Source organism: Ensifer sp. Root127 (genome assembly GCF_001425225.1).
In the GTDB taxonomy this organism is placed as follows: domain Bacteria; phylum Pseudomonadota; class Alphaproteobacteria; order Rhizobiales; family Rhizobiaceae; genus Ensifer; species Ensifer canadensis.
Genome location: NZ_LMDX01000001.1, coordinates 426,977 through 452,676, shown reverse-complemented (window position 1 = coordinate 452,676; position 25,700 = coordinate 426,977). Strand labels below are relative to the sequence as shown.

Annotated in this window: 27 protein-coding genes and 3 pseudogenes; 11 read left to right on the top strand and 19 right to left on the bottom strand. The window is 62.8% G+C overall.

The features are described 5' to 3' along the window. The first annotated feature begins 73 nt into the window (after nucleotides 1-73). Both ASD03_RS02145 and ASD03_RS02140 read left to right on the top strand, forming a co-directional pair. Complete coding sequence (locus ASD03_RS02145; protein ID WP_025426254.1) at nucleotides 74-2,407, top strand: EAL domain-containing protein; 2,334 nt, start codon at nucleotides 74-76, stop codon at nucleotides 2,405-2,407. 180 nt (nucleotides 2,408-2,587) lie between these two features. Continuing rightward, nucleotides 2,588-3,376 (top strand): L,D-transpeptidase family protein, encoded by a 789-nt coding sequence (locus ASD03_RS02140; protein WP_025426255.1) that lies wholly within the window; start codon nucleotides 2,588-2,590, stop codon nucleotides 3,374-3,376. A gap of 141 nt (nucleotides 3,377-3,517) precedes the next feature. Here ASD03_RS02140 and ASD03_RS02135 read toward each other — a convergent pair whose 3' ends face one another. After that, nucleotides 3,518-3,994, bottom strand: coding sequence for a MarR family winged helix-turn-helix transcriptional regulator (locus ASD03_RS02135; protein ID WP_025426256.1), 477 nt, complete (start codon nucleotides 3,992-3,994; stop codon nucleotides 3,518-3,520). 117 nt (nucleotides 3,995-4,111) lie between these two features. Between ASD03_RS02135 and ASD03_RS02130 the strand changes: the two genes are divergently transcribed. Next, nucleotides 4,112-4,534 carry an organic hydroperoxide resistance protein gene (locus ASD03_RS02130; protein WP_025426257.1) on the top strand — a complete coding sequence of 141 codons (423 nt, stop codon included), beginning with the start codon at nucleotides 4,112-4,114 and terminating at the stop codon, nucleotides 4,532-4,534. Nucleotides 4,535-4,757: 223 nt separating this feature from the next. Here the strand turns inward: ASD03_RS02130 and ASD03_RS02125 are convergent, their stop codons facing one another. Both ASD03_RS02125 and ASD03_RS02120 read right to left on the bottom strand, forming a co-directional pair. Beyond that, on the bottom strand, nucleotides 4,758-4,970 hold the full coding sequence (locus tag ASD03_RS02125) for an alkylphosphonate utilization protein (RefSeq protein WP_025426258.1): 213 nt from the start codon (nucleotides 4,968-4,970) through the stop codon (nucleotides 4,758-4,760). Nucleotides 4,971-5,171: 201 nt separating this feature from the next. Continuing rightward, nucleotides 5,172-6,734, bottom strand: a complete 1,563-nt coding sequence (locus tag ASD03_RS02120) for a helicase HerA-like C-terminal domain-containing protein (protein ID WP_025426259.1) — start codon at nucleotides 6,732-6,734, stop codon at nucleotides 5,172-5,174. Between the two features lie 355 nt (nucleotides 6,735-7,089). On the opposite strand from ASD03_RS02120, the gene ASD03_RS02115 reads away from it, so the two are divergent. Beyond that, nucleotides 7,090-7,482 carry a hypothetical protein gene (locus ASD03_RS02115; RefSeq protein WP_025426260.1) on the top strand — a complete coding sequence of 131 codons (393 nt, stop codon included), beginning with the start codon at nucleotides 7,090-7,092 and terminating at the stop codon, nucleotides 7,480-7,482. On the opposite strand, the gene ASD03_RS38635 is transcribed toward ASD03_RS02115, so the two are convergent. From ASD03_RS38635 to wrbA, 4 genes are all read right to left on the bottom strand, one after another. Next, nucleotides 7,466-7,891, bottom strand: a complete 426-nt coding sequence (locus tag ASD03_RS38635; RefSeq protein ID WP_128090419.1) for an MBL fold metallo-hydrolase — start codon at nucleotides 7,889-7,891, stop codon at nucleotides 7,466-7,468. The two genes, ASD03_RS02115 and ASD03_RS38635, sit on opposite strands and share 17 nt — an antisense overlap. 110 nt (nucleotides 7,892-8,001) lie before the next feature. Beyond that, nucleotides 8,002-8,181: a hypothetical protein gene (locus ASD03_RS02110; RefSeq protein WP_025426261.1), complete on the bottom strand. Its 180-nt coding sequence runs from the start codon at nucleotides 8,179-8,181 to the stop codon at nucleotides 8,002-8,004. Beyond that, complete coding sequence (locus ASD03_RS02105) at nucleotides 8,181-9,374, bottom strand: MFS transporter (RefSeq protein ID WP_025426262.1); 1,194 nt, start codon at nucleotides 9,372-9,374, stop codon at nucleotides 8,181-8,183. The genes ASD03_RS02110 and ASD03_RS02105 overlap by 1 nt, the downstream gene beginning before the upstream one ends. Then, the gene (wrbA, locus tag ASD03_RS02100; protein ID WP_025426263.1) at nucleotides 9,374-10,006 is read right to left on the bottom strand and encodes an NAD(P)H:quinone oxidoreductase; all 633 of its coding nucleotides are present in this window, start codon (nucleotides 10,004-10,006) and stop codon (nucleotides 9,374-9,376) included. Before wrbA ends, ASD03_RS02105 begins: the two co-directional genes overlap by 1 nt. Nucleotides 10,007-10,136: 130 nt before the next feature. On the opposite strand from wrbA, the pseudogene ASD03_RS02095 reads away from it, so the two are divergent. Then, nucleotides 10,137-11,044: pseudogene (locus tag ASD03_RS02095) on the top strand (LysR family transcriptional regulator). 9 nt (nucleotides 11,045-11,053) lie between these two features. Here ASD03_RS02095 and ASD03_RS02090 read toward each other — a convergent pair. The 3 genes from ASD03_RS02090 to ASD03_RS02080 form a co-directional block, all read right to left on the bottom strand. Beyond that, on the bottom strand, nucleotides 11,054-12,214 hold the full coding sequence (locus ASD03_RS02090; RefSeq protein WP_025426264.1) for an MFS transporter: 1,161 nt from the start codon (nucleotides 12,212-12,214) through the stop codon (nucleotides 11,054-11,056). Between the two features lie 119 nt (nucleotides 12,215-12,333). Next, entirely contained in the window at nucleotides 12,334-13,170 is an 837-nt protein-coding gene (locus tag ASD03_RS02085) for an aldo/keto reductase (protein ID WP_025426265.1), read from the bottom strand. Between the two features lie 87 nt (nucleotides 13,171-13,257). Further along, complete coding sequence (locus ASD03_RS02080; protein ID WP_025426266.1) at nucleotides 13,258-14,439, bottom strand: MFS transporter; 1,182 nt, start codon at nucleotides 14,437-14,439, stop codon at nucleotides 13,258-13,260. 139 nt (nucleotides 14,440-14,578) lie between these two features. Between ASD03_RS02080 and ASD03_RS02075 the strand changes: the two genes are divergently transcribed. Continuing rightward, nucleotides 14,579-15,472, top strand: coding sequence for a LysR family transcriptional regulator (locus ASD03_RS02075; protein ID WP_025426267.1), 894 nt, complete (start codon nucleotides 14,579-14,581; stop codon nucleotides 15,470-15,472). Nucleotides 15,473-15,497: 25 nt separating this feature from the next. On the opposite strand, the gene tam is transcribed toward ASD03_RS02075, so the two are convergent. From tam to ASD03_RS37315, 5 genes and pseudogenes are all read right to left on the bottom strand, one after another. Next, on the bottom strand, nucleotides 15,498-16,271 hold the full coding sequence (gene tam / locus ASD03_RS02070; RefSeq protein ID WP_025426268.1) for a trans-aconitate 2-methyltransferase: 774 nt from the start codon (nucleotides 16,269-16,271) through the stop codon (nucleotides 15,498-15,500). Between the two features lie 12 nt (nucleotides 16,272-16,283). Then, entirely contained in the window at nucleotides 16,284-16,946 is a 663-nt protein-coding gene (locus ASD03_RS02065) for a haloacid dehalogenase type II (protein ID WP_025426269.1), read from the bottom strand. Nucleotides 16,947-17,127: 181 nt separating this feature from the next. Next, nucleotides 17,128-17,688, bottom strand: a complete 561-nt coding sequence (locus ASD03_RS02060) for a phosphatase (RefSeq protein WP_025426270.1) — start codon at nucleotides 17,686-17,688, stop codon at nucleotides 17,128-17,130. Nucleotides 17,689-17,800: 112 nt separating this feature from the next. Further along, nucleotides 17,801-18,841 (bottom strand): zinc-dependent alcohol dehydrogenase family protein, encoded by a 1,041-nt coding sequence (locus tag ASD03_RS02055; RefSeq protein WP_025426271.1) that lies wholly within the window; start codon nucleotides 18,839-18,841, stop codon nucleotides 17,801-17,803. After that, nucleotides 18,813-19,368 (bottom strand): annotated as a pseudogene (locus tag ASD03_RS37315) (GNAT family N-acetyltransferase). Before ASD03_RS37315 ends, ASD03_RS02055 begins: the two are co-directional and overlap by 29 nt. 160 nt (nucleotides 19,369-19,528) lie before the next feature. Here ASD03_RS37315 and ASD03_RS02045 point away from each other — a divergent pair. Next, nucleotides 19,529-20,410 (top strand): branched-chain amino acid aminotransferase, encoded by an 882-nt coding sequence (locus ASD03_RS02045; protein WP_025426273.1) that lies wholly within the window; start codon nucleotides 19,529-19,531, stop codon nucleotides 20,408-20,410. Nucleotides 20,411-20,431: 21 nt separating this feature from the next. On the opposite strand, the pseudogene ASD03_RS02040 reads toward ASD03_RS02045, so the two are convergent. From ASD03_RS02040 to ASD03_RS02030, 3 genes and pseudogenes are all read right to left on the bottom strand, one after another. After that, nucleotides 20,432-20,698: pseudogene (locus ASD03_RS02040) on the bottom strand (hypothetical protein); the annotation flags it as partial. Between the two features lie 24 nt (nucleotides 20,699-20,722). Then, nucleotides 20,723-21,052: a hypothetical protein gene (locus ASD03_RS02035; protein ID WP_025426275.1), complete on the bottom strand. Its 330-nt coding sequence runs from the start codon at nucleotides 21,050-21,052 to the stop codon at nucleotides 20,723-20,725. 175 nt (nucleotides 21,053-21,227) lie between these two features. Further along, nucleotides 21,228-21,563 carry a hypothetical protein gene (locus tag ASD03_RS02030; protein WP_025426276.1) on the bottom strand — a complete coding sequence of 112 codons (336 nt, stop codon included), beginning with the start codon at nucleotides 21,561-21,563 and terminating at the stop codon, nucleotides 21,228-21,230. A gap of 224 nt (nucleotides 21,564-21,787) precedes the next feature. Here ASD03_RS02030 and ASD03_RS02025 point away from each other — a divergent pair, with 224 nt between their 5' ends. Both ASD03_RS02025 and ASD03_RS02020 read left to right on the top strand, forming a co-directional pair. Next, nucleotides 21,788-22,390 carry a superoxide dismutase gene (locus tag ASD03_RS02025; RefSeq protein ID WP_025426277.1) on the top strand — a complete coding sequence of 201 codons (603 nt, stop codon included), beginning with the start codon at nucleotides 21,788-21,790 and terminating at the stop codon, nucleotides 22,388-22,390. 229 nt (nucleotides 22,391-22,619) lie between these two features. Then, nucleotides 22,620-23,504: a metallophosphoesterase gene (locus tag ASD03_RS02020; RefSeq protein ID WP_057212444.1), complete on the top strand. Its 885-nt coding sequence runs from the start codon at nucleotides 22,620-22,622 to the stop codon at nucleotides 23,502-23,504. Here ASD03_RS02020 and ASD03_RS02015 read toward each other — a convergent pair. After that, nucleotides 23,470-24,165, bottom strand: a complete 696-nt coding sequence (locus ASD03_RS02015) for a YafY family protein (RefSeq protein ID WP_025426279.1) — start codon at nucleotides 24,163-24,165, stop codon at nucleotides 23,470-23,472. The two genes, ASD03_RS02020 and ASD03_RS02015, sit on opposite strands and share 35 nt — an antisense overlap. Nucleotides 24,166-24,297: 132 nt before the next feature. On the opposite strand from ASD03_RS02015, the gene ASD03_RS02010 reads away from it, so the two are divergent. After that, nucleotides 24,298-24,936: a LysE family translocator gene (locus ASD03_RS02010; RefSeq protein WP_025426280.1), complete on the top strand. Its 639-nt coding sequence runs from the start codon at nucleotides 24,298-24,300 to the stop codon at nucleotides 24,934-24,936. Between the two features lie 201 nt (nucleotides 24,937-25,137). Further along, nucleotides 25,138-25,584 (top strand): cytochrome c, encoded by a 447-nt coding sequence (locus tag ASD03_RS02005; protein ID WP_025426281.1) that lies wholly within the window; start codon nucleotides 25,138-25,140, stop codon nucleotides 25,582-25,584. The last annotated feature ends 116 nt before the right edge of the window (nucleotides 25,585-25,700 follow it).

Here is a 25,700-nt window from a genome sequence, read left to right as displayed (position 1 = left end):
GCTAACCTTTGGCCGCCTATCGTTGGTTGGGGAAGTCAGACCGATCTCGACATTGTGCTTCCGGAGGCCTTGCTTGGCGAAGAACACGTCCCGCAATCCGCGTTATGCGGCCCTCAATGTGGGCGGCAACGAGGATACGCGCTGCCTGATCGATGCGAGCAATCGTCTGGCCGATGAGATGAGCCGGATATTTCCTTCCGACCCTGACATTGCCGACCGGCATTACTGGTTGGAAACGATCATCAACCACGTGCCCGACTATATCTATGCCAAGGATACCGAGGGCCGGTTCCTCATCGCCAACCAGGTCACTATCGAAGACAACGGACTGGAATCGCTTCGCGACATCATCGGCAAGACCGATTTCGACCTGCATCCGCCACATCTGGCCGAGATCATCGCCACTGTCGAGCGCCGGGTGATCGAGACGGGAGAGCCGATCTTCGGCATCGAAGAGCGTGCGATGGTGACCAAGGGTCGCGATCGCTGGCTGATGACGTCCAAGGTGCCGTTGCGCAACAAGCGCGGCAAGATCGTCGGCATCGTCGGCGTGTCACGCGATATCTCCGACCGCAAGGCGGCAGAACGTTTGCTGGAGGGCCAGGCGCATCTTCTGGAGATGATCGCCAACGGCCGGCCGCTCGAAGAATTTTTCCGCGAACTGATCCTGCTGATCGAGGCGCTGGTGCCGCGGATCCGCGGCTCGATCCTGCTGCTATCGGCCGATGGCCGTCACCTGCTGCATGGTGCCGCGCCGAGCCTGGACGAAACCTATTGTGGCCTGATCCATGGTCTCGAGATCGGCCCGAAAGCGGGCTCCTGCGGCACGGCCGCCTGGCGCGGCGAGCAGGTGATCGTTGCGGATATTCATAGCGACCCGCTCTGGGAGGATTGCAAGGAGGTCGTCACGCCCTACGGCTTCCATGCCTGCTGGTCGACACCGATCCATTCTCGCGATCGGAAGGTGCTCGGCACCTTTGCCCTCTATTCGGAAACCGTGTGCGTTCCCGACGAACCCCAGAAGGAGCTGATCGCCATGGCAGCCCATCTGGCGGGCATCGCGATCGAGCGCAAGCAGGCCGAAGACCGCATCAGCTTCATGGCTCACCACGATGCGTTGACCGGTTTGCCGAACCGGGCGCTGTTCGAAGAGCAGGTCGCCGAAGCCCTGGAAGCGTTGCGCGGAACGAGGCAATGGGCGGTCCTCGCCTTCCTCGATCTCGACAACTTCAAGCTCGTCAACGACACGCTGGGTCATGCGGCGGGTGACGAGTTGCTCAAGGTGACCGCCACGCGCATGCGCGCATCGGTGCGCAAATCCGATATGGTCGTGCGCGTCGGTGGCGATGAATTCATCCTTCTTCTGAACGGCCTGCCCTGCGAGCGCGATGTCGTGCTCGCACGCCTTGAGGATATTCGGGCGGCTATTGCTGCGCCCATGCAGATCAACGGCCGCAGCCTGCAGATATCCTGCAGCATGGGCGTTGCCTGTTTCCCCAACCAGGGCAAGACGGTCGGCGAGCTGCTCGCCAATGCCGACATGGCGATGTACCGCGCCAAGGAGCTCGGCCGCAACAATCTGCAGGTTTTCACCGAGGAGATGGCCGACAAGGCCCACGAAAAGCTGTTGAAGCAGGCGGAGTTGCGCCAGGCGATCGCGGGGCAAGAATTCCTGCTGCATTTCCAGCCGCAAGTGAATATCGAGAGCGGCCGGGTCTTTGCCGCCGAAGCGCTGCTTCGCTGGCGGCATCCCGAGCGTGGCATGATTTCGCCGGGCGATTTCATTCCGCTGGCCGAAGAGACCGGACTGATCGTGCCGATCGGCGATTGGGTGCTGCGCGCCGCCTGCCGTCAGTGCAAGGCGTGGCACGAGGCCGGGCTGCCGTTGCTGATCGTCAGCGTCAACGTTTCCGCACGCCAGTTCCGCGAGCGAAACTGGGCGGCGCATGTCGCCGCCGTTCTCGCCGAGACCGGGCTGGAGCCGCGGTTTCTCGAGCTGGAATTGACCGAGAGCCTGATCATGCAGGACGTGCCGGGCGCATTGGCGACCATGCACGAACTGAAGGCGATCGGCGTGCATCTGGCGATCGACGATTTCGGCACGGGATATTCGAGCCTTAGCGCATTGAAGCGGTTTCCCGTCCGTCGCCTGAAGATCGACCGATCCTTCGTCGAGGATATCCCTGGTGATGTCGACGACAGGGCCATCACCGCGGCGATCATATCGCTCGCACAAAATCTCGGGCTGCGGGTGATCGCCGAAGGGGTCGAAACCCAGGCGCAGGTGGAGTTCCTGCGCCATAGCGGTTGCGACGAGATCCAGGGCTATTTTTTCAGCCGCCCGCTTGCATCAGCGGATTTTGAGGCGCTGTTGCGCCAGCCCGGCTTGAACGCCGACGGCATTTGAGCCACGCCGGCGTAACGCCGAAAAAGCTGTCGGAAACGTGATCCGACGTTTACCGACACAAGCCTCGTTCCAGCCGTAGATGCCAGCATTCTTAAATTGGGCGGGTCTGCGCGAATCGTTTCATTAATCAATTTCGTGCAGCACTCCAGTTCGTCGCGCACTCAAGCCTTTCAGAGTTCGATGTCCTCTTCAGTTATTTTCTCCCGTCGCCAGTTTCTCCGCACGTCCGGTATTGCGCTCGCCTCCGCGGGCCTTGCGAGCTGCACGTCTTCGATGAACACCGATCGCTTCCGCCAGGAAACTGCGCCGATCTTTCGCAATCCTGCTCTTGAAGGGCGTTGGGTCGATCCGCGTGCCGAGGTCATTCTGGAAGGCCCTGCCTATGGAGGTCCGTTGCCGACGGGCCTGCCGCCGCAGAGCGCCTATTTCGGCGATATCTATGCCGCTGTCGACGATGGCGGCAATCAGATCCCGGCCGTGCCTTATCGCCAGATCGATGCACGCTTCTATCGCCAGGAGGTCAGCGATCCCTTCGGCGAGCGTCCGGGCACGATCGTCGTCGATACCGGTGACAGGTTCCTCTATCTGATCCAGCCGGGTGGCAGCGCATTGCGCTACGGAGTTGGTCTCGGTCGCGAGGGCTTTGCCTGGTCGGGCCGCGGCGTCATCCAGTGGAAGAAGAAGTGGCCACGCTGGACGCCGCCCGATTCGATGATCGCGCGCCAGCCGAAGCTGGCAAAGTATTCCGCCAGCAATGGCGGCATGGCACCTGGTATCGACAACCCGCTGGGCGCCCGCGCGCTCTACATCTTCCAGAACGGGCAGGACACGCTCTACCGCGTGCATGGCTCGCCCGAATGGCAGTCGATCGGCAAGGCCGTTTCGTCGGGTTGCGTGCGCATGCTCAATCAGGATGTCATAGATCTCTATGACCGCGTGCGAGGCAAGGCGCCGATCCTCGTCGTCTGAGCTGCGCTTACAGCGCCGCAGGTTGGATCAGTCCGGGCGTTCGACCTGCGCGCCCGGTTTCTGTGCTGCGCAAGATCGGCGCGACAGCCACGATCCCGGCACGTTTCTCAAGTTTTGAAATTTCGACGTTGCCGCCCGCGATCAGACTTCGCTCTCGCCGGAGGAGAGCCGTCGCGTCAGCTGATGTAGGGTTTCCCTGATTTCACGGGCTTCCTCCAGGCTGCAGCCCGACGCCTTGCCGATATCAGCGAGAATGCCGAAAGCCTCCGTCTTGAGGTCATGACCCTTCTCCGTCAGGCTGACGATCACCTGCCGTTCGTCGCCGGGATCGCGTTGCCGACCGACATAACCTGCCGCCTCTAGCCGTTTCAGCAGCGGGGACAACGTTCCCGAATCGAGCCCGATCTCTTCGCCGATACGCTTGACCGTCATTCCGTCCTGTTGCCAGAGCGCCAGCAGCACGAGATATTGCGGATAGGTGAGGCCAAAACGATCGAGGAGCGGCTTGTACGCGCGGTTGAAGGCATGCGCAGCGGAATAGACGGCGAAACAGAGCTGTTTACCGAGCGTCAGCGCTTCGTCCGGGAGCGTGTCGAATTGTGCCGCTTTGATCGTCATCTCAGCATTGTCGCAAATTTGGGCCGAAAATGCAATTTGCAAAATTAATTTGCGCACAATTTAATTTTGCAGTATGTAATTCTCATTCGACAACGAAACGCAAAGGAGACCCCGCCAATGCCCATTCTCTATCGTACCACTGCATCCGCAACCGGTGGCCGCGCCGGCCAGGCCAAGAGCGCCGATGGCGTTCTCGACGTTACGTTGACCGTGCCGAAGGAACTTGGCGGCGACGGCGCCCGCGGCACCAATCCCGAACAGCTCTTCGCTGCCGGCTATTCCGCCTGCTTCCTCGGCGCGCTCAAATTCGTCGCCGGCAAGGAGAAGGTAAAGCTTCCGGAAGACACCACCGTGACGGGCACGGTTGGCATCGGCCCGCGCGAAGACGGCACCGGCTTCGGCATCGACGCTGCACTCGAAATCACTTCGCCGGGCGTCGACAAGGCGGTTCTCGAAGATCTCGTCCAGAAGGCGCATATCGTTTGCCCCTACAGCCATGCGACCAAGGGCAATATCGACGTCACGCTGACGGTCGCCTAGAGCCTTTGCAGGAAAGTGCGAAGCGGTTTTCCGTCAGGAAATGCTTGGAAACAAAGAGGCCGAGCGTTTGCGGCTTCGTTTAAACCGGAAACGCTCTAAGCCTCTCGTTTCGCTAATAAACAATAAAGCCCGGCTCCCGCCGGGCTTTATTGTTTGTCTGCTCAGCTTCGCGCGTCATTGACGGCGAGGGCGCGCTACCCGTTTCCTGCCGCGCGCAGCAGCATCAGGCCTTCTTCAGGAATTCGGTGCGCAGCACGAGGCCCTTGATCTTCTCGACCCGGCACTCGACTTCGTCAGGATTGTCGGTGAGGCGAATGCCCTTGACCACCGTGCCGCGCTTCAGCGTCGTCGAGGTGCCCTTGACCTTCAGGTCCTTGATCAGGGTGACGTTGTCGCCGTCGTTGAGGATGGCGCCGTTCGAGTCTTTCACGTCCATGGGATGTCCTTTCAAGATGCAGGCACGCCCTGATCCGGCGGATCAGGGCGTGCAGAGATGGTCTATTCTATCGCCGCGGCGGACAGCGTCCGCGCCGTTGCGCTGCGGCGCTTCCGCTTTAGAGGAGCCGGGGAAACGCCCTCGCTCCTGCCTTTCCGTATCTCCTGACGGAAAACCGCTTCGCACTTTCCTGGAAATACTCTAGCGCCTGCTCAGGCTGCCAAGGATGCCGCGAACCAATGCGCGGCCAACCTGGGTTGCAACGGTGCGGGCAACCGATTTCATCGCCGCTTCCACCACGGTTTCGCGTTGATATCCGGAGGAGCGCGGACGGGCCTGCTTTCCGGCCGGGGCCGCAGACTCGTCGTCGCCGAAGCCCGGAAGCGTCCAGCGGCCACCGCCGGTATCGGCTTCCACCGGCGCCTGCTCGGCTTGCTGCTGCGCTTCCGCCACCTTCTTGGCGCGCGCCGTCAGCATTTCATAGGCCGAATCTCGGTCGAAATCTTCGTCGTACTGGCCACGGACGGGGCTGACATCCATGACCTTCTGCCGCTCTTCCGCCGTCAGCGGGCCGACACGCGATTGCGGCGGGCGCACCAGCGTGCGCTCCACCATCGACGGCGCGCCCCTGCCTTCGAGCGTCGAGACCAGCGCCTCGCCGGTGCCGAGATTGGTGATGACGGTGGCGCAGTCGAACTCCGGGTTCGGGCGGAAGGTGTCGGCGGCGGTCTTCACCGCCTTCTGGTCGCGCGGCGTATAGGCGCGCAGCGCATGCTGGACGCGGTTGCCAAGCTGGCCGAGGATCGTTTCCGGCACGTCGAGCGGGTTCTGCGTCACGAAATAGACGCCGACGCCCTTGGAGCGGATGAGGCGGACGACCTGTTCGACCCGCTCGGTCAGCACCTTCGGCGCATCGTTGAACAGCAGATGCGCCTCGTCGAAGAAGAACACCAGCTTCGGCTTCTCGGGATCGCCGACCTCAGGCAGCTCCTCGAACAGCTCGGACAAAAGCCACAGCAGGAAGGTCGCGTAGAGGCGCGGGTTCATCATCAGCTTGTCGGCGGCAAGCACCGAGATCGCGCCGCGCCCGTCATTGGTCGTGCGCATGATGTCGGTGATCTTCAGTGCCGGCTCGCCGAAGAAATGTTCGGCGCCCTGCTGTTCCAGGATTAGCAGTTCGCGCTGGATCGAGCCGACGGAGGCCTTGGAGATGAAGCCGAACTGGTTGGAAAGCTGGGTGGCGTTCTCGCCCATGTAGTTGAGCAGCGCCTGCAGATCCTTCAGATCGAGCAGCGGCAGGCCGCCCTGGTCGGCGATCTTGAAGGCGATGTTGAGCACGCCTTCCTGAGCGTCCGTCGCATTCATCAGCCTCGACAGGAGGAGTGGACCCATTTCCGACATGGTGGTGCGGACGCGGTGGCCCTTTTCCCCGTAGAGATCCCAGAAAATGACCGGGAATTCCTGGAACTCGTAGGGGTTGGTCGGCAGGCCGATCTGTTCGGCGCGCTTGAGGATGAAGTCTTTGGCCTCGCCGATCGCACCGATGCCCGAGAGGTCGCCCTTGACGTCGGCGCAGAACACCGGAACGCCGGCGTTGGAAAATCCTTCGGCGAGGATCTGCAGGGTAATGGTCTTGCCGGTGCCGGTGGCGCCGGTGATGAGCCCGTGGCGGTTGCCGAATTTCAGCTCGAGATATTCGCCTTTGTTGATCGTATCATCCGGCTTGCGGCTGGCGCCGATAAAGAGCTTGCCTTCTTCCACCATGTGGGCTTCATCTCCGTTTCATCAATGAAAGCGGGCGGTTCGCGGCATGTCTGCCGGGCCCGTCATCGAAATGTGGCTCGTTCCTGTTATAGGCGGTGCTGCTCCACCCGGCAACAAGGTGATTGCGGCGCGCAACCCGAAACCAGCGGAGCTGGTGGCGGCCGATCGGTCGCATTGCCAAGCGGTCACGACCGTGAAACGATTGCCCCGAGCCGCGGAATTGCGCCGCTACGCGATGCGCGGAGAGCTGCTTGAAAGCTGGTGGATTGCCCGGCATTCCATCCATCGTCGCTTGTTATTTCGGAAGCGATCATTTACCTTGACGTCAACGTCAAAATTCAACGAGGAGTTATCCATGAATGAACTGGTCACGCGCGTAGCGGAGAATGTCGGCCTAGAGCCTGCGACGGCTGAAAAGGCTGTCGGCATGATCCTCGGCTTCCTGCAGCGCGAAGCGGCTGACGGTCCGGTCGCCCAGATGATCGAATCGATCCCGGGCGCAACCGACCTGATCGCACAGTACAACGGCGAAGGCACGGGCGGCGGCGGTCTGCTCGACGGCCTGATGTCGGCGATCGGCGGCGGCGGTGTCATGGCGCTCGGCCAGCAGCTGATGAGCCAGGGCCTCGGCATGGGCGAGATCACCTCGCTCGCCAAGGAAACCATTGCTTTCGCCAAGGAAAAGGCTGGCGCCGATGTCGTCGACGAAGTTGTCGCCTCGGTCCCGGGCCTCAGCCAGTTCGTCTGATCTCTTTCGGCTCTGCTTGAAGAAAACCCACCGGCGCCAGCGCCGGTGGGTTTTTTGTTGTCTTGGTGTCGTACCCTCGATCGACGATAGAGCGTTTCGGGTTTGGACGAAGTCGCAGAAACGCTCTATCTCTTTGTTTTTTACGGATTTCCTGACGGAAAATCGCTTCGCACTTTTCCTGGAAATGCTCTAACCATCGGCACCGTGCTTCAGCCGCCGCGTCATCGCATCGATCTGGCGTTCCGTTTCCCGTACCTCGGTCTGATGAAGCGGCAGTCCCTTTGCCAGGCTCGGCACGACGCTGGCCATCGTCCCAGAGAAAGCAGGCCGAGCCCGCCGTATGCCCAGGTGTGGGGATCACTTCAAAATCCGCGGAAGGCAGTTCGCGATCAGCAAAACCACCGGCCATTCGGCAATGTGCCCGGATCTGCCGGCGTTCCAGGGTCCAAACAGCGGTGCGCCGAGGTGGTCTGAGGCCCAATCGCAGGAGGGCATCGCCTGGTGATGGTGGTTGATGTGCTACCGTGCGATCGCGCCCACCGAAACGAGGCCTTCGGCCTCTTCGGCCAATTGCCGCGAGGCGCAGACGAGCAGGGTGCCAGCATCGCGACGAAGTACGAAGGCGCGACCGGTGAAATTGGGGGCGAAGCTGAGCCGTTCCGCCCCGGCGCCGTAGAGGGTGTCGAACAGATGCTCCATCACGCTTTCTTCTGTTCCTTAACAGGAAGGGCGCGATCAAGAGTTGTCGCCAGCAGGATGCAGGCGAGTGCGCCGATGCCGATGAAGGCCGCACCGGAAGTCCAGCCGTAAACTTCGATCGCGGTTCCGACAGCAACAGGTCCGACGAGCTGCCCGAGATTGCTGCCTTGCATCAAGAGGCCCATCGCCATCGGTGCGGGCGCCGGGCTTGGCGACAGCATCGGTACGGTCGATATCAAGGTCGCAGGGATCAGTCCGCCAATCGCCGAAAATAGCACGCATGATGTAAACGTCAGCAAGTCACCCGACTGCGAAAGGAAGATCCAGAGGCCGGCAGCGCCCATCAGCGTGGCTGCAGTGATAACCAGACGACCGCGGCCGACGCCGCGGGACAGCATGTGGCCGGCGGCAAGATTGCCGATGACGTTGGAAAGCGTGATGAGGGCACTGAGCACCCCAGCCGTTCCAAGCGCGACGAGCAGGATCGGCAGGAAGCTGGACAGGGTGAACGTCATAAGGCTGTAGAGGGCGAAAAGGGCGAAGAGCAGCACCGGCCCTCGGCTTTTCACCGTTGCGATCACGTCCGCGTGGAAGCCGCCAGCGGATGGGCGGGGCCTGCTCTGCGAGGGCGATATCGCTGCAATGATCGTCAACAGGCTGAGGAGCGCGACGAGGCCGTTGATCCACCAGATTGCCTGCCAGGAGGCAAACAGAGGACCCGTGAGCATCGCGATTGCCATGCCCGCCGGCATGAAGCAGCTCCAGACCGCAAAGACCAGATCACGCCGCCCGGAGCCGACAATGCGCATGAGGATCGCCGGACCGGCAACGACGACGAGCAGGAAACCGAACCCCTCGAAGATGCGGGACAGGATGAGCAGCGTGAAGTTCTGGCTCGCGGCACCGGTGATGATGCCGAGCAGGAGGATGCCCATGCCGACGCCGAGCATGCGCCGGTCGCCGATGGCCGCGACCATGGCTCCGGCCGGCATGCCGCCGACAACGCCGACGATCGCAAAGACGGAGGTAAGCCAGCCGAGTGCGGTCAGGTCGAGCCCGAGATCGGCCTGCAGCAGGGGGCCGGCGATCAGCCCCTTGCCCACCTGCATTGCGGCGACCATGCCGGCGGCAACGACCGCCGTTACTGCGGTCCAGCTGGTCCTTTCCGGGACGAAAGCGATGACCGTCGACATCAGGCCACCTCCGCCACACGCGCCCGGCCGGCGACCAGCGCCCGCGCCAGTTCGGCGACGTGGCGGCCCTGGAAGCGTGCACCCTCCAGATCGTTGGTGCTTGGCTGCCGGTCGCCGCCATTGCCGTCGTCGGCGAGCGTCGAGGCGCCATAGGGCGAGCCGCCGCTGATCTCATCCATGCGCATCTGGCCCTTGAAGCTGTAGGGCAGACCGGCGATCACCATGCCGAGATGCAGCAGCACCGTGTGTGTTGCCAGGATCGTCGACTCCTGGCCGCCGTGCTGGCTGCCGGTCGAGGTGAAGACGCTGCCGATTTTTCCCACCAGCGCATCCCTGGCCCAGATGCCGCCCGCCTGATCGAGGAAGTTCTTCATCTGCGCGGCCATGTTACCGAACCGCGTCGGCGTGCCGATGATGATCGCGTCATAATCGGGCAGTTCGGCAACGCTTGCGGCGGGTGCGTCCTGGTCGCGCTTGTAGCCGGCATTGATGGCGACGGCTTCCGGTACGATCTCCGGCACCCGTTTCACCGCAACGCTGGCGCCTGCGGCCCGTGCGCCTTCCGCAACGGCTGCGGCCATGGTCTCGATGTGACCGTAGGAGGAGTAGTAAAGCACGAGGATCTTTGTCATTTCCGGTTCCCTTGTTGCGCTTGCTTCGGTCTGCGGAGCGTTCGCGGCCGCTGATGTCAGGCAGGATGGGTGCTTTCATCGATCTGAAAAAGTGATATAAAATGCATCAAACTGATCTATGGAATCGATCATGATTGACGCCTTGACCCTGGACCAGATGCGGACTTTCGTGGTGGTTGCCGAAAGCGGCAGTTTTCGCTCCGGCGCTGCCGGCTGTCCCGCGTCCAGTCTGCCGTCAGCCACGCCATCGCCAATCTCGAGGCCGGGCTCGGGGTTTCCTTGTTCGATCGCTCTGGCCACCGGCCGGTGCTGACACCCGAAGGCCAGGCTCTGCTTGCCAATGCGCGCGATATCCTGTTGCGCGTCGATGCCATGCGTGCCCGCGCCCGCGGCCTCGGCGAGGGCATCGAGCTGGAACTGTCGCTGATCGTCGATACGCTGTTTCCGATTGTGACCGTCGGCGCTGCACTGAAGGAAATGCGGGTGGCCTTTCCCTCGGTTGTCATCAGGCTTTCGGTTTCGCCGCTCGGCGGCCCGCTCGATGGCCTGATCGAGCGACGCTTCACGCTCGGGATCATGGTGGGTGAAGATTTTCGCGATCCGGCGATCGGCCGGCAGGCGCTGACGGACGTCCAGCTGATCGCGGTGGTGGCCGCGCAGCATCCGCTGGGTCTGAACGCCGTCAACGGCGTGCTCGGCAGCCCGGAGCTCGCCGACCATCTGCAGATCGTCCAGTCGGATCCCTCGCAGCGATCGGAGGGGCGCGACTTCGGCGTGCTTTCGCCGCAGACCTGCCGAGTCAGCAACCAGGATACCAAACATGCGATGATCCTGGCGGGGCTCGGCTGGGGGCGGTTGCCGCTGTGGCAGGTGGAGCGCGATCTCGCCGAGGGCCGGCTCGTTCGCTTGCCTACGGCCTCGCTCGGCCGCAACAGCCAGGTCGCCGCCGAGGCCTATCTCGTGCACCGGATCGACGAGCCGCTCGGGCCGGCGGCGCGTGTTTTTGGCGACGCGCTTACCCGACTTTGTCGGCGCTGACGGCCGCGCCTATCTCCTGCCGGCGACGGCGAATATCAGCGTGAACATGACCAGTACCATGCCGACCCCGAGCGGACCGGCAGTGGGATTGATCAGCGCCATGAGAAAGCCGGTGGCGCCCGATCCGGCCGCGCTGCCGGCAGCATAGGCCAGCGAAAAGGCGGCACTGCCAGCCACCAGCATGCTGCCGCGATATTGCTCGCCGAGCATGGTCAGCGCTGCCGTGTAGAGGGCGAAGCTGGCAGCGCCGATCAGCGCGAACAGCGCCAGCAAGAGCGGTGCCGACGTCACCAACGGAATGGCGAGATAGCCGGTTGCCGCCACCGCGGCTGCAGTAATCGCCACCCGCCGACGCGGCAACTTGTCGAGCAAGACACCAATGAAGGGCTGCGCCAGTGCCGTCGGCACCGCAAGCACCGTCACGCTCAACGCCGCGAAGGCCTGACTGTGGCCGGACTTGACGAAATAGACCGGCATCGCCGAGATCGCCGCAATATCGGCAAAGCCGAACATCAGCACCATCAGGATCAGGGTCGGCGCGTGCCGGAAGAACGCGAACAGATCGCGCGTCGAAGATGGCTCCGGCCGCGTCCGCGCGCCCATCGTCAGAAGGCCGGTGAGGAAGGCGACGAGCGCGATATAGATCGCCAGCAACGCAAAGCCGAGCCCGCCGCTGGTGCCGAGAAGCGGGATCGCCAGCGGCCCGGCGGCAAAGCCGCCGCACATGCCGGCGCCGTAGAGGCCGGATACCCGGCCGCGCAGCCGGTCCGGGCAGGCGGTGTTGAGCCAGGCTTCGCCCAGCATGAAGACCATACTGACGAAGAAGCCGAGCGCGAAGCGGGCGATGAACCAGACCGGAAGCGAGGAGGTGGACGCAAGTGTTGCGAGGCAGAGGGAACAGCCGCAGAGGCTGGCGATGATCAGCTTGTCTGCGGAGGCAAGTCGCGTCAGATGCCCGAGCAGCAGGGTCGCCGCGGCAAGGCCGGCGGCAAAGCCCATGGCATTGAGACCGATCGTGGCGGCCGAGACGCCGCGGCCTTCCAGCGACAGCGAAATCAAGGGATAGGTGAGCCCTTGCGCGACGGAAAAGGCGGTAACGCCAAGCACGACGGCGATGATGGCCGGCCAATCCGGAGCGATGTCGCCCACCTCAACGGTTTTCGACGTCATCGGCCCCTCCCATCGACAGTGCGTCCCCTGGGGAGATCGGCATCGATCTCCCCAGGGGATCTGCATAGATCATCCGCCGCCGGTTTGGAACTCGACCGGCGGCGGATCGGCAACTATTGTCAGGCGGCCTTGTCCCACACCGGCGACAGACCCTCGGGGCTGACGATGCGGCCGTCCGGACGGGCGAGGCCATGGATCGCCGCCATCTCGCCGTCACCAAGCGCGAAGTCGAAGATGTCGAAGTTTTCCTTCAGGCGCTCGATCGTTGCTGTCTTCGACAGGGTGATGACATCCTTCTGCTGCACCAGCCAGCGCAGCGTCACCTGCGCCGCGGTCTTGCCGTGGCGCGCACCGATGTCCTTCAGCAGCGGATCGTTCGGGATCTTGCCGTTGGCCATGGCGTAGTAGGCTGTGATCGACATGCCGTGCTTGCGGGCCGTGGCGAGCACCTTCGTCTGGTCGAGATAGGGATGGTATTCCACCTGGTTGGTGGCAACAGGCGCGTCGCTGAGTTTCACCGCCTCTTCCATCTGGGCGGTGTTGAAGTTGCTGACGCCGATGTGGCGGACCTTGCCGGCCTTGTGCACTTCATTCAGTGCGCCGATGCGCTCGGCCATCGGCACGTCGCTACCACCCGGCCAATGCAGGAGAAGCAGGTCGACGTGATCCGTCTTGAGCTTCATCAGGCTCTCGTCGACAGAGGCGAGAAAATCGCGATGGGCATATTTGTCGACCCAGACCTTGGTGGTGAGGAAGATATCGGCGCGGGCGATACCCGATTTGTGGATGGCTTCGCCGACTTCAGCCTCGTTGCCGTAGATCTGGGCGGTATCGACGTGGTGGAAGCCGAGCTTCAGCGCTTCCGGCAGCACGCGCAGCACGTCGGCACCGGGCATGCGAAAGGTGCCGAAGCCGAGCGCCGGGATGTTGGCGCCGTTGGAATTGACCGAATGCATGTGGGAACTCCTTGTTTTTGCAGAACGCCCGGCCATCGGCCGGGCGGGAAAGAGGCGAGGGTATAGGTGGGCCAGTTGGCCGCTTGGTCAAGCCGGCTGGGCGACTGTTTCTGCCTTGCGATCGAGTGCGCCGCTCAGAAGCGTCAGCAGCAGCGCGCCAACGACCAGAACGGAACCGACGACCGGCGTCATGCCGAGGCCAAGCGACGAGGCAACGATGACGCCGCCAAGCCAGGCGCCGATGGCGATACCGAGGTTGAAGGCGGCAATGTTGAGCGCCGAGGCGACGTCGACAGCGCCGGGCCGATGCTGCTTGGCAAGCTGCACGACGTAGAGCTGCAGGCCGGGCACGGTGGCGAACGACAGGAAGCCGAGGCTTGCCAGTGTCACCAGCGTCAGGACTTGCGACGTGGCCGTGAAGGTGAAGAGCACAAGGACGACGGCTTGAGCAAGGAAGAGGCCAACCAGCGCCTTCACCGGATCGCGGTTGGCGATCTTGCCGCCGGCGATGTTGCCGATCGCGATCGCGACGCCGTAGAGCACCAGGATCAGGCTGACGGCGCCTTCGGAAAAGCCGGTGATTTCCTGCAGGATCGGCGCCAGGAAGGTGAAGGCGACGAAGGTACCGCCATAGCCGAGCGCGGTCATGGCGAAGACGATCAGCAGCCGACCAGAGCCGAGAACGCGCACCTGGTCGATCAACCTTGCCGGCGGCGCCTTGGTCAGCGTGTTTGGCAGCAGCGTGGCGATGGCGGCAAGCGCTATGACTCCAAGCCCGGTGACAGCCCAGAATGTGGCGCGCCAGCCGAAGGTCTGGCCGATCCAGGTGCCGAGCGGCACGCCGGTGACGATGGCGACCGTCAGGCCCATGAACATCATGGCAATCGCCGAGGCACGGCGATCCTCGGGCACGAGGTCGGCGGCAATGGTCGAGCCGACGGAGAAGAAGACGCCGTGGGCGAAGGCGGAAATCACGCGGGCAATGAGCAGAGGCTCGTAGCTCGGCGCCAGTGCCGCCGCGGCGTTGCCGATGATGAACAGCGCCATCAGTCCGACCAGCAGCGGCTTGCGCTCGATCCGGCCGGTGAGCGCCGTCAGGATCGGTGCGCCGAAGGTGACGCCGAGCGCGTAGACGCTGACGATGAGGCCGGCAAGCGGCAGGGTGATGTTGAGATCGTCGGCAACCGTCGGCAGCAGGCCGACGATGACGAACTCGGTGGTTCCGATCGCATAGGCCGCGATCGTCAATGCGAAGAGTGCAATGGGCATGACAAGACCTTTTCCCGTCCGGCTGGGAGGACCGGGCGTTTTGGTGTTGATGTGTTCGACGGGAATATGAGGGTGGAGAGCTTGCGCGATAATCCGTATAATCGGATAAACGGCTGTGAACTGAATTCATAGGTGAGTGATGGACAACCGCGCCGGTGAAATGGAGGTCTTCGTCGCCGTCTGCGAAACGCGCAGCTTTTCTGCCGCCGGCCGGCGGCTGAGGCTATCGCCATCTGCGGTCAGCAAGCTGGTCACCCGGATCGAGGATCGGCTGGGCACGCGCCTGCTGGTGCGCTCGACCCGGTCCCTGCAATTAACGCCGGAGGGTGAAGTCTACCTGCAACGCGCCCAACGCATTCTGACCGAGATCGCCGAGACCGAGCAACTGGTTGCGGCCGGCGGCCGGCTCTCTCCCCGCGGGCTTCTGCGCATCAACGCATCGGTCGGCTTCGGCGAGCGCTACATCCTGCCGCTCGCGCCGGAATTTCTCGAACGTTATCCGGAGGTGCGCCTCGATCTGACCCTGACGGACAGCCTGATCGACGTGGTCGGCGAACGGGCCGACGTGGCGATCCGCACTGGCCCCTTGCGCGATTCGTCGCTGAAGGCGCGCAAGCTGATGGAGAGCCGGCCGGTGGTGATCGCGTCACCGGCCTATCTGGCCAGACACGGCGTGCCGCAGACGCCTGCCGACCTGGAAAATCACAATTGCATTCGCTTCAACTTCCGCCGCAGCGTCGACGAGTGGGCCTTCCGTGCCCCCGGCCAAACTTCGGCCGAGCTTCTGTCGGTCTTCGGAAATCTGCAGGTCTCGAGCGGCGCGATCGTCCAGCAGCTTTGTCTCGCCGGTGTCGGCATCGGCCGTATCGGCCGCTTCCACGCTGAGCCGGACTTGGCCGCGGGACGGCTGGTTGCGTTGCTGGAGGATTATCGGCCGGACGAGATCGAAACGGTCTACGCCGTCTATGCCGGCCATGAACATCTCGCGGCCCGCATCCGCGCCTTCATCGACTTCCTGGCCGAACGGATCTGATGCATGGCCCGCGGGATGGTGTGTCTTAGTCGGCCTTGACGGCGACGACGAAGAACCTGGGAAAGCGCAACAGCACCCGGCCGTCGCTCATCGCCGGATAGGCGTCACGGATCCGGTCGGTATAGGCTGCAGCAAAGGCGTCGCGTCGCTCAGGCGGCAGCGCATCGAGATAGGGGCGCAGGCCCGTGCCCTTGACCCATTCGACGATCGCTTTGGTGTTCGCCAGCCGGTGATAGTAGATCGTGTGCCAGACCTCGATATGGGGCGCATGGCGCGACAGACGCTCGACATAGACAGTCGGTGCCGGCAACGCATTGCGGCGGATCGTCCGGCCCTCGAAGGCATCGGCGAAGTCGGCGCTGCGGGCCGTTTCTTCCATCAGCAGATGGGTCGGTTGATCGATATTGTCGGGCATCTGCACCGCCAGCGTACCGCCGGGCGCAAGCGAAGCGGTCAGCCGTTCCAGCACGTCGAGGTGATCGGGCAGCCACTGGAAGACGGCATTGGCGAAGAATAGCGACGCGCCCTTCGGCGGCACCCAGGTCGCCAGGTCAGCCTTCTCGAAGGTCAGGCCCGGCAACCGCTTGGCGGCGGCCAGCAGCATGTTTTCGTCGCTGTCGAGGCCGGAAAGGGAGGCGTCCGCAAATCGCTGGTGGATCAGTTCGGTCGAATTTCCCGGGCCGCAGCCAAGATCGAAGGCAGGACCGGAGGGCAGGTCCGGAACCTGCGCCAGCAGATCGCGTGCCGGCCGCGTGCGTTCGTCTTCGAATTTCAGGTATTGCGACGCCGACCAAGCCATTGAGACAAAACCTCAGATACCGAATTGCAGACTTTCGAGCGAAGGCAGGATCAACGCCGGCCCCTGGTCACGATATTCGTCAGGCATGTCGGCCCGGTTGATCCAGACCGTGCGGAAGCCGAACTTCGTCGCCCCTGCAATGTCCCAGCGGTTTGACGACTGGAAGGAAACCGCATGCGGGTAAAGCCGATAGCGCGTGGTGACGAGATCATAGACCGCTGGTGCCGCCTTGTAGGTCTTCACCGTGTCGACGGAGAAGACGTCGTCGATGACGATCTCGAGCGCTGCATTGTGCACCGCTGCAGCCAGCATATCAGGTGAACCGTTGGAAAGGATCGCGAGCCGCGCTCCGCGCTCCTTCAGCCCTTTCAGAACGGCGGGAACCTCCGGGTAGCAATCGAGCGTCCAATAGGCATCAAGCAGCGGTTTCCTCAGCTTGCGGTCGGCGGAAGGGAAGCGGGAAAATGCGTAGTCGAGCGATTGCTCGGTCAGTTGCCAGAAGTCCTGATAGGCGCCCATCAAGGAGCGCACCCAGGAATATTCGAGCTGCTTGGCGCGCCAGAGTTCGGAGAACGCCTGTCCGTCCGGACCGATCTCGGCGGCATGGCGCCGAACCGCCGCATGCACGTCGAAAAGCGTGCCATAGGCATCGAACACATAGGCCGCGTGGGACATTCTTTCCTCCCGTCTGTCATCCCCGGCCACACAGCGGGACAAAATGTCATACCCCGTAAAAGCGTGGCCGAAAACAAAGGCTTACCGCATTGTGCCGGTGTTGGCACGCCGCGAATACCGTTCTTTTGCGCGATCATGTCAAAGATTTGTGCGTTGCACAACGGCATTGCGCCACCAGGCGTCAGCCTTTGCCTGGTTTCCAGACCTTTGCGGGGAAGCGGAGGGCCTGTTTGGCAAGCTTTCCCTTGAGCCCGAGCGCCGCATCGCAAAGCCCGACCACATGCCGGTTCGGCTTGGCTTCCGGCCGCAGGGCATGCAACGCCGCGGCCGCTTCCTCGGGCGACATGTACCGCGCAAGAATGCCGAGGCTCAGTGCCGTCGCGCGGCCGATGCCGCGCAGACAGTGCACCAGCAGATGCGCATCCTCAGGCAAGCCGTCGATAAAATTGAAGGCCGCCTCGATCGCGTCCGGACGGGCGGCGTCAGGAGCATCGGGGTCGGTGGCGTCGCCGAAATAGAGTTCCAGGTGCTTTTCGGGCGGCAGCTCGATCATCGACAGCAGCCGGCTCGCCGGCGCCCGCATCGAGATCAGGTGCGTCGGTGCCCAGAGCGCCCGATTGTGCCGCGCCTCCGTTTGTGAACTGATGACCATCTGGATGGGCCATCCGTTCGGATGGGCCGGATTGGCATTAAGAACGGGGCTGTAGAGTTCTTCCCCGGTGGCAGCTGCCGCTAGCGCCATGACAGGACCTCGTCGTGATTCTTCCTGTGGTGATTTTGCCCTGAAACCGGTTCTGACTTAAGGGCAAAATCGCATCCGCAGCCAAAAGCAAACAGGCTTTGGAATGTCCCCTTCAGAACCGTGTGATCACGCTGATGCCGAGATCGGTGGCGCGGTCCATCGAAACGAGGGCAGGGATCGCTTCCTCGAGCGAGATCTCGCGGCCGATCAACTGTTGCGGATTGAGCTTGCCGCCAGCGATCATCGACAGCATGGCGTCGTATCGCCAAGCCTGCATGCCATGGCTGCCATAGATCTCGAGCTCGTGGCCGATCACCTGCGCCATTGGGATTTCCGGCGTGGCATGGTCGCCGAGCATCAGGCCCACCTGCACGTGGCGGCCGCGCCGGCGCAGGTTCTTGATCGAGTTGAAGCAGGTGACGGGATGGCCGAGCGCGTCGATCGAGACATGGGCGCCGCCGCTGGTGATCTCCTTCACGGCACCTGCGACGTCGTCCGTGTCGCGGCCGTTGACCGTGGCAACGGCGCCGAGCTTCTTGGCGAAGGCGAGTTTTTCTTCGGAAATGTCGATCGCGATCGGATGTGCGCCAAGTGCAGCAGCAATCATGATCGCCGAAAGGCCGACACCGCCGCAGCCGTGAACCGCCACCCATTCGCCGCCCTTGACCCGTGCCTGGTCGGCGACGGCGCGAAACGAGGTGGCAAAGCGGCAGCCGAGGCTGGCGGCAGTCTTGAAGTCCATGTTCTCAGGCAGATGCACCAGGTTCTGGTCGGCGAAATCGAGTGCGACATATTCGGCAAATGAGCCCCAATGGGTGAACCCCGGCTGGAACTGCGCCTCGCAGACCTGCTGGTTGCCCGAACGGCATTCGCCGCAGCGGCCGCAACCGGAAACGAAGGGTACCGTCACCCGGTCGCCGACCTTGTAGCGCATCACGCCGCGGCCGGTGGCGGTCACGATGCCGGCGAGCTCGTGGCCCGGCACGTGCGGCAGGCGAATGTCGGCGTCGTGCCCCATCCAGCCATGCCAGTCGGAGCGGCACAGACCCGTCGCCTCGACCTTGACGACCACGCCGTTTTCGGTCGGCGTCGGATCGGCAAACGTGCGAATCTCGGGCGTCTTCTCAAAGGCGTCGTAGTACATGGCTTTCATCGGGGCACTCCTTGCGATGTCTGGCCGGTGCGGCGCGACCGTCTATGTGCCGCGCCATCAGAATTTCGTCGACCTCTTCCTCGCCGTCGAGCAGGCCACCTGGAACGCGCCCGATTTCGTGGAACTCTTCGCGCCTGTAGAAGCGGATGGCCGTCTCGTTGTCGGCGCGGGCGACGAGCTCCAACATCCGGATGCCGGTCGAGCGGGCATGGTCGGTCAGGTGTGCAAGAAGCTCGCGCGCCACGCCGGAACCGCGCGCCTCGCGGCGCACATAGACCATGATGATGGTGGCACGGTGCGCCATCCGGCTGGAGCGCTGGCGCATGAGTCCCATCATGCCGACAGGGCTCACCCCCGTCGAGCGCGACGAAGACGGTGTTTGCGGCGAGCCTTGCCTGCCATTCCGCCGTCGACAGCCGCGCCCAATCCGCCGCGGTGGAAGCGAAGGCTTGCGGCTCGCGCTGCAGCGCCTCCAGCCGTATGCGGCGGAAGATTTCCACGTCGTCCTGATCAAGATGCCTGATGATGTGCACGTCTGCCCCTTTGCCCTGCGAGAGAGACTACGCGAGAGGCCGTTCCGGTGCCAGAATGGACGCCATGACATTTTTTGATGTACCCATTCACCCCCATGCTGCTTTTTCGAGCTATGGCGGAAGATACGGAAGACAAAACGTGAAGGAGACGCAGATGGCCGTCGATACATCCCCCCGCTCAGTGACCTGGACCTATGTCGACGGCGAATGGCTGTCCGGCAATCCGCCGCTGATCGGCCCGACCTCCCATGCCATGTGGCTGGGCTCGACCGTGTTCGACGGCGCCCGCTTCTTCGACGGCATCGCGCCGGACCTCGACCTGCATTGCCAGCGCGTCAACCGCTCGGCAACGGCGCTCGGACTGAAGCCGACCGTGAAGCCGGAAGAGATCGAGGCCTTGACCTGGGAAGGCGCCAAGAAATTCGACGGCCAGACCGCGCTCTACGTCAAGCCGATGTATTGGGCCGAGCATGGTGCGGCCGGGATGGTCGCCATCGATCCGGAATCGACCCGCTTTGCGCTTTGCCTGTTCGAGGCGCCGATGGGTAACGGCCATGGCGGCTCGTCTCTGACCCTGTCGCCGTTCCGCCGGCCGACGCTCGAATCCATGCCGACCGATGCCAAGGCCGGCTGCCTCTATCCCAACAATGCCCGCATCCTGACCGAGGCGCGGTCGCGCGGCTTCGACAATGCGCTGGTGCGCGATATGCTCGGCAACATCGCCGAAACCGGCTCGTCCAACGTCTTCCTGGTCAAGGATGGCGTCGTGTTCACGCCGGCCGCCAACCGCACCTTCCTTGCCGGCATCACCCGCTTCCGCGTCATGACGCTGTTGCGCGAAGCCGGTTTCGAGGTTGTCGAGGCGACGTTGTCGATGGCCGATTTCGAGGCTGCCGATGAGATCTTCACCTCCGGCAACTATTCCAAGGTCCTGCCGGTCACCCGCCTTGACGACCGTGACCTGCAGGCCGGACCGGTCGCCGCCAAGGCACGCGATCTCTACATGGATTGGGCCCATTCGAGCCAGGACGCCTAACGAGATCGACTATGGCGCGGGTCAGGTTGCCCGCGCCACGGTCGCGGCCCAGGTCTCGACGCTGCGCAGCATCGTCGGCGCATGCTCGGGATCGTCAACGAGTTCGGCCAGTTCCGACAGCCGGTGCTCCCCATGGTCGAAGGCCATGTTCCAGCCATGGCCATCGAAGAAGCCGTAGGTGGAGCCGTGCGGGTCGGGGCCCAGGCGCTCGAAGGCTTCGACAGTTTCCGCCGCCAACGTGGCAAGGTCGGCCGGAAGAGCCGGCAAGGCCTTGCCCCGGATCGTCTCCACCGTTGGTCCGTGAAAGGCTGCTTAGCGCCCCTGCACGATCTTTATGAGGTTGACCGTAGGTTGGCCGGGGCGGACGTCCGCATACTTCAGCCGGCCCGATGCCAGAGCGCTCGTCAACCGCTTGCAGGTCAACGCCTGGACCTTGTTGATCGGAACGCTCATGATCAACGCGCCAGTTTCGAGGTCGGATTTCGACCATCTCTTGCTGATGCAATCCTTCACAATCGCTCTCTGAAGCGCGGGGCTGCCTTGAACCGCCGTCTGCACCGTCTCATACTCGCGCTGGCTTGGGGCGCAGGAGGCTAGGGTCAAAAGGGTAAACGCGAACGAAGCAATATGGATCGGTTTCATGGCAATCTCCGGTTGGAGAATTGCCGGTAATTGTGGCGGCTGTGATTCGCAACCCTGACGTTGGGCGGTGCGGTTTCCGGCCGGTTGCTCGACGATGAGAGCCGGAAACCGCTTGCATGAGCGCTTGTGCGCGCAAGCTCGCGCGGGCCTGCGATCGCAGATCGCCGGCGACAGCCTACTTGTCTGCGGCCGGTGCCACGACCGTGACGGTGTCGGCTGCCAGTTCACCGCCGATTTCCACCGTCTTCTTCTGCTTGTCGTAGACGCAGATCTGGGTGACGGCATTTTCGGCGCCCTTGGGCTTGCCCGAGACCAGCGCCAGCCCGAAGCTTTCCGAGCCGAACGGATCGACGACGACGACCGGCTTGTCGAGCGAAGGGGCGGCCGCAATGCACTTCTCCGAAACGTCGGCCCGGAATTCTTCCCAGGCATCGCCTGAGGACGCATGGGCGCCGGTCGCGGCAAATCCGGTTGCTGCCACAAGGGCAAGGGTCAGGATCGGGCGATGCAGCATGTTCAGTCCTTATTCTCAACTGGTTGCAATGGGTGCACGCTGCCCGCGAAACGTGGCGCGAATGTGCTCGGGCCGCGGGCGCTTTCAAAATGATGTTGAAAGTATATTCCGTGGGTTGAGGAAAAATTGGCATCGCATCGGTTGCCTCCGTCAAGGCCGGTGCCTATGTTCCCGCTCACAGATTTCTTTGACGAAATCCCATGCCAAGAGGAGATGCCCACATGGCTTTCGAATTGCCGAACCTTCCCTATGACTACGATGCGCTGGCGCCCTACATGTCGCGCGAGACGCTCGAGTACCACCACGACAAGCACCACCTCGCTTACGTGACCAACGGCAACAAGCTTGCCGAGGAAGCCGGTCTCTCCGACCTCTCGCTCGAGGAAGTCGTCAAGAAGTCCTATGGCACCAACCAGCCGCTGTTCAACAATGCCGGCCAGCACTACAACCACATCCACTTCTGGAAGTGGATGAAGAAGGGCGGCGGCGGCACCAGCCTGCCGGGCAAGCTCGACGCAGCCATCAAGTCGGATCTCGGCGGCTACGACAAGTTCCGTGCCGATTTCATCGCGGCTGGCACCGGCCAGTTTGGTTCGGGCTGGGCATGGCTTTCGGTCAAGAACGGCAAGCTCGAAATCTCCAAGACCCCGAACGGCGAGAACCCGCTCGTTCACGGCGCTTCGCCGATCCTCGGCGTCGACGTCTGGGAACATTCCTATTACATCGACTATCGCAACGCGCGCCCGAAGTACCTCGAAGCGTTCGTCGACAGCCTGATCAACTGGGATTACGTACTCGAAATGTACGAAGCGGCTTCCAAGTAAGCCTTCCCAAGCCTCGACTTCAGGACCCGGCGCTTGCGCCGGGTCTTTTCGTTTGGGGGTGACCGGTGGAGGCGGGATGCTCGGCCGTCACCAACGTGTCATCGCCCGGCGCTACTGCATGTTTCCTTAAATCGTCTTCGATTTAAGGATAAAAACATGCAGCAATTCAAAGTGCTACAGCAACCTTTGCGCATCTAATAGGACGCGCAGCGCTGTAGGGAGAAGCACCATGCACGCAGACACATCACCTCTCCTCCGCTTCGGCGTCATCGCCGACCCGCAATATGCCGCTGTGGAACCGAACCTCGTCCTCGGCCGCTATTATGCCAACAGCCTGACGAAGCTCGCCGAAGCGATCGAGACCTTCAACGCCGAAGACCTCGCCTTCGTGGTGACGCTCGGTGATATCATCGATCGAGGCTGGCAGAGCTTCGATGCGATCCTGCCGCTCTACGACGAGCTTCGTCATCCCAAGCATTTTCTGCTCGGCAATCATGATTTCGGCGTCGATCCGGAGAAGCTCGGGCAGGTTTTCGGCCGGGTCGGCATGCCCTCGCCCTATCAGACATTTGCGATGGCCGACTGGCGGTTCGTGTTGATCGACGGCAACGAGGTCAGCCTTTTCGCCCCGCCACCCGGCGACCCGCGGCGAACCGCAGCCGAGACGTGGATCGAGACGCTGAAATCGCAAGGGGCCGATAACGCCCATCCCTGGAATGCCGCGCTCGGCGACGTGCAGTTCGCCTGGCTGGAGGAGACGCTGCGCAAGGCGGAGGCTGCCGGCGAGCAGGTGGTCGTCATGGGCCACTACCCGGTCTATCCGCCGAACGCCCACAACATGTGGGACAGCCAGCGCATCGTCGATCTCTTCGGTCGTTTCAAAAACGTCGGCGCCTATTTCTGCGGTCACAACCACGACGGCAATTACGGCCTCGCCGACGGCACTCATTTCGTCAATATCAAGGGCATGGTCGAGACGCCGGATACGACAGCCTATGCGATCGTCGAGATCCATGCGGACAGAATGGCAATCCGCGGCTACGGCCGCGAAACGGATCGAACCCTGCAGTTGGAGACGATCATGCCCCGCCTGGTTGTGGCCGCCAGCCGCTGATCCAGAGGTCCCGCAGGCCTTCGCCTTCGCCTGGAAAGAAGTCGTCGGTCGCTTCGCAATGTTCGACCCGATCGGCGCGGAAGTTGCGGATCGCCTGACGCAGCTCGCACCAGGCGACGATATTGGCGGTTTCGGAATAGTAGATCAACGCGACCGGCCGGATCGTCCGCTCGGTGGCGCGGCCGAGTTCGTCGCGATAGTCGATGCCGAGCTTGCGTTCGTCGCGGATCGCGCGACGCACCAGTGCCAGATCGACGCCGGTAGGTGAGGGTGCCACCGTTCCCCAGGCATGCAGCGCCTGTGAGCGAAGCGCAAGCCGCAGCGGTTCTGGCACAGCACCTGTGATCTTCTGATTGACGCGGCCGGCTGCCGCCCTCAGCTCCTCGTCTCCGGTGCGCGCCAGCAGCGCCAGCGCCAGTACGATCGCCTCGGTTTCCTCGATCGAGAACATCAGCGGCGGCAGGTCGAAGCCGGGGCGCAGGATATAACCGATGCCGCGACCACCTTCGATCGGCACGCGCATGGCCTGTAGGGCGGCGATATCGCGATAGATCGAGCGCGGCGTCACCTCCAGCGTCTCGGCCATTTCAGCGGCGGTCACCGGCTTTCGGGCCAGCCGCAGGATCTGGATAATCTCGAACAGGCGCGAGGCCTTGCGCATCGAAAAAACTCCGCTGTTCCAAAACGCTCCTGACAAGACCCTGTCAGTTGGCGACGCTTATAACATTGGGCAACGGATTGAAAAATAAGCAATCCGCTCAGGCAACGATCGAACGGACCTCGGACAACTGACATGAGCTATACGGAAAATCTCTGGCTTTTCTTCACCCTTCTCTTCGGCATCATCATCGTGCCGGGCATGGATATGATCTTCGTGCTGGCGAATTCGCTGACCGGGGGGCGAGCCTCCGGCCTGTCGGCGACGGCCGGTATCATGGCGGGCGGTGTCCTTCACACCCTCTACGCGGCGCTCGGGGTCAGCGTCATCCTTCATCTGGTGCCGCAACTGTTCAACGTGCTGCTCATCGGCGGTGCCGCCTATATCGCCTGGATCGGCTATTCCCTCATCCGCAGTTCCATCACCATCGGCGGTATCGACGGCGCCGCGCGGCTGTCGCGCTGGGCGAGCTTTCGTCAGGGCGCACTCACCAGCCTGATGAACCCGAAGGCCTATCTCTTCATGCTGGCGGTCTATCCGCAGTTTCTCAAACCCCAATTCGGGCCGGTATGGTCGCAGGCGGCGGTCATGGCGTTGATGATCGCCACCACCCAGCTTGCCGTCTATGGCGGCTTGGCGCTCGCCGCCGGTCGCGGCCGCGACTTTCTCGTCGGCAGCCCCGGTGCGACGGTTCTGATCGGCCGTATCGCCGGCGTTGTTCTGGTGCTGGTCGCAGCTTTCACCGTCTGGCAGGGCTGGGCCGGCGGACGGTAGAGCCGTCACGTACAAACATGACTTCATGTTATTGGAACGACGCGGTCGAGACGATCAAGAATCGCGCGGCCGCGTCAAATTATGCTGTTGTGACAAGGACATCAAAAAAATGTTACTTCCGTCGAAAGGCTAAAATGACATCATGCCGGCGCATTCAACACGAAGGCCGCAGATGCGGATTCGAATGACCGGGAGATCACGATGAAGATACGCGCTCTAATGCTTGCGGCCGCCCTCGCTGGGCTTGGCGTTACCGCCGTGACCGCGGCTGACGAACCGCAGGCGGTTCGTCAGGCCCTGATGAAGAAGGTTGGTCAGGCTGCTGGTGCGCTCGGTGGTATCGCCAAGGGCGAAAAGCCTTATGACGCTGAGATCGTCAAGGCGTCGCTGACGACCATCTCCGAGACGGTCAAGGTCTTCCCGGACCATTTCCCGGCCGGTTCCGAAACCGGTTTGGAGACGGAAGCAAGCCCGAAGATCTGGGAGAACATGGACGATTTCAAAGCCAAGGCGGCCAAGCTTGGTTCTGACACCGACGCCGTGCTCGCCCAGCTTCCGGCCGATCAGGCTGGCGTCGGTGCGGCACTCGGCATGCTCGGCAAGGATTGCGGCAGCTGTCATGAGACCTATCGCCTGAAGAAGGACTGACGGTAGGTCGTTCTCCCCGAAATTCTCAGACGATGCGCCGACTGTTTCGGCGCATCATCGCGCTGTTGCCGCAGTAAGGTTGTGGCTTGTCACGCAGTTTTGAGTGTGAGCGAACC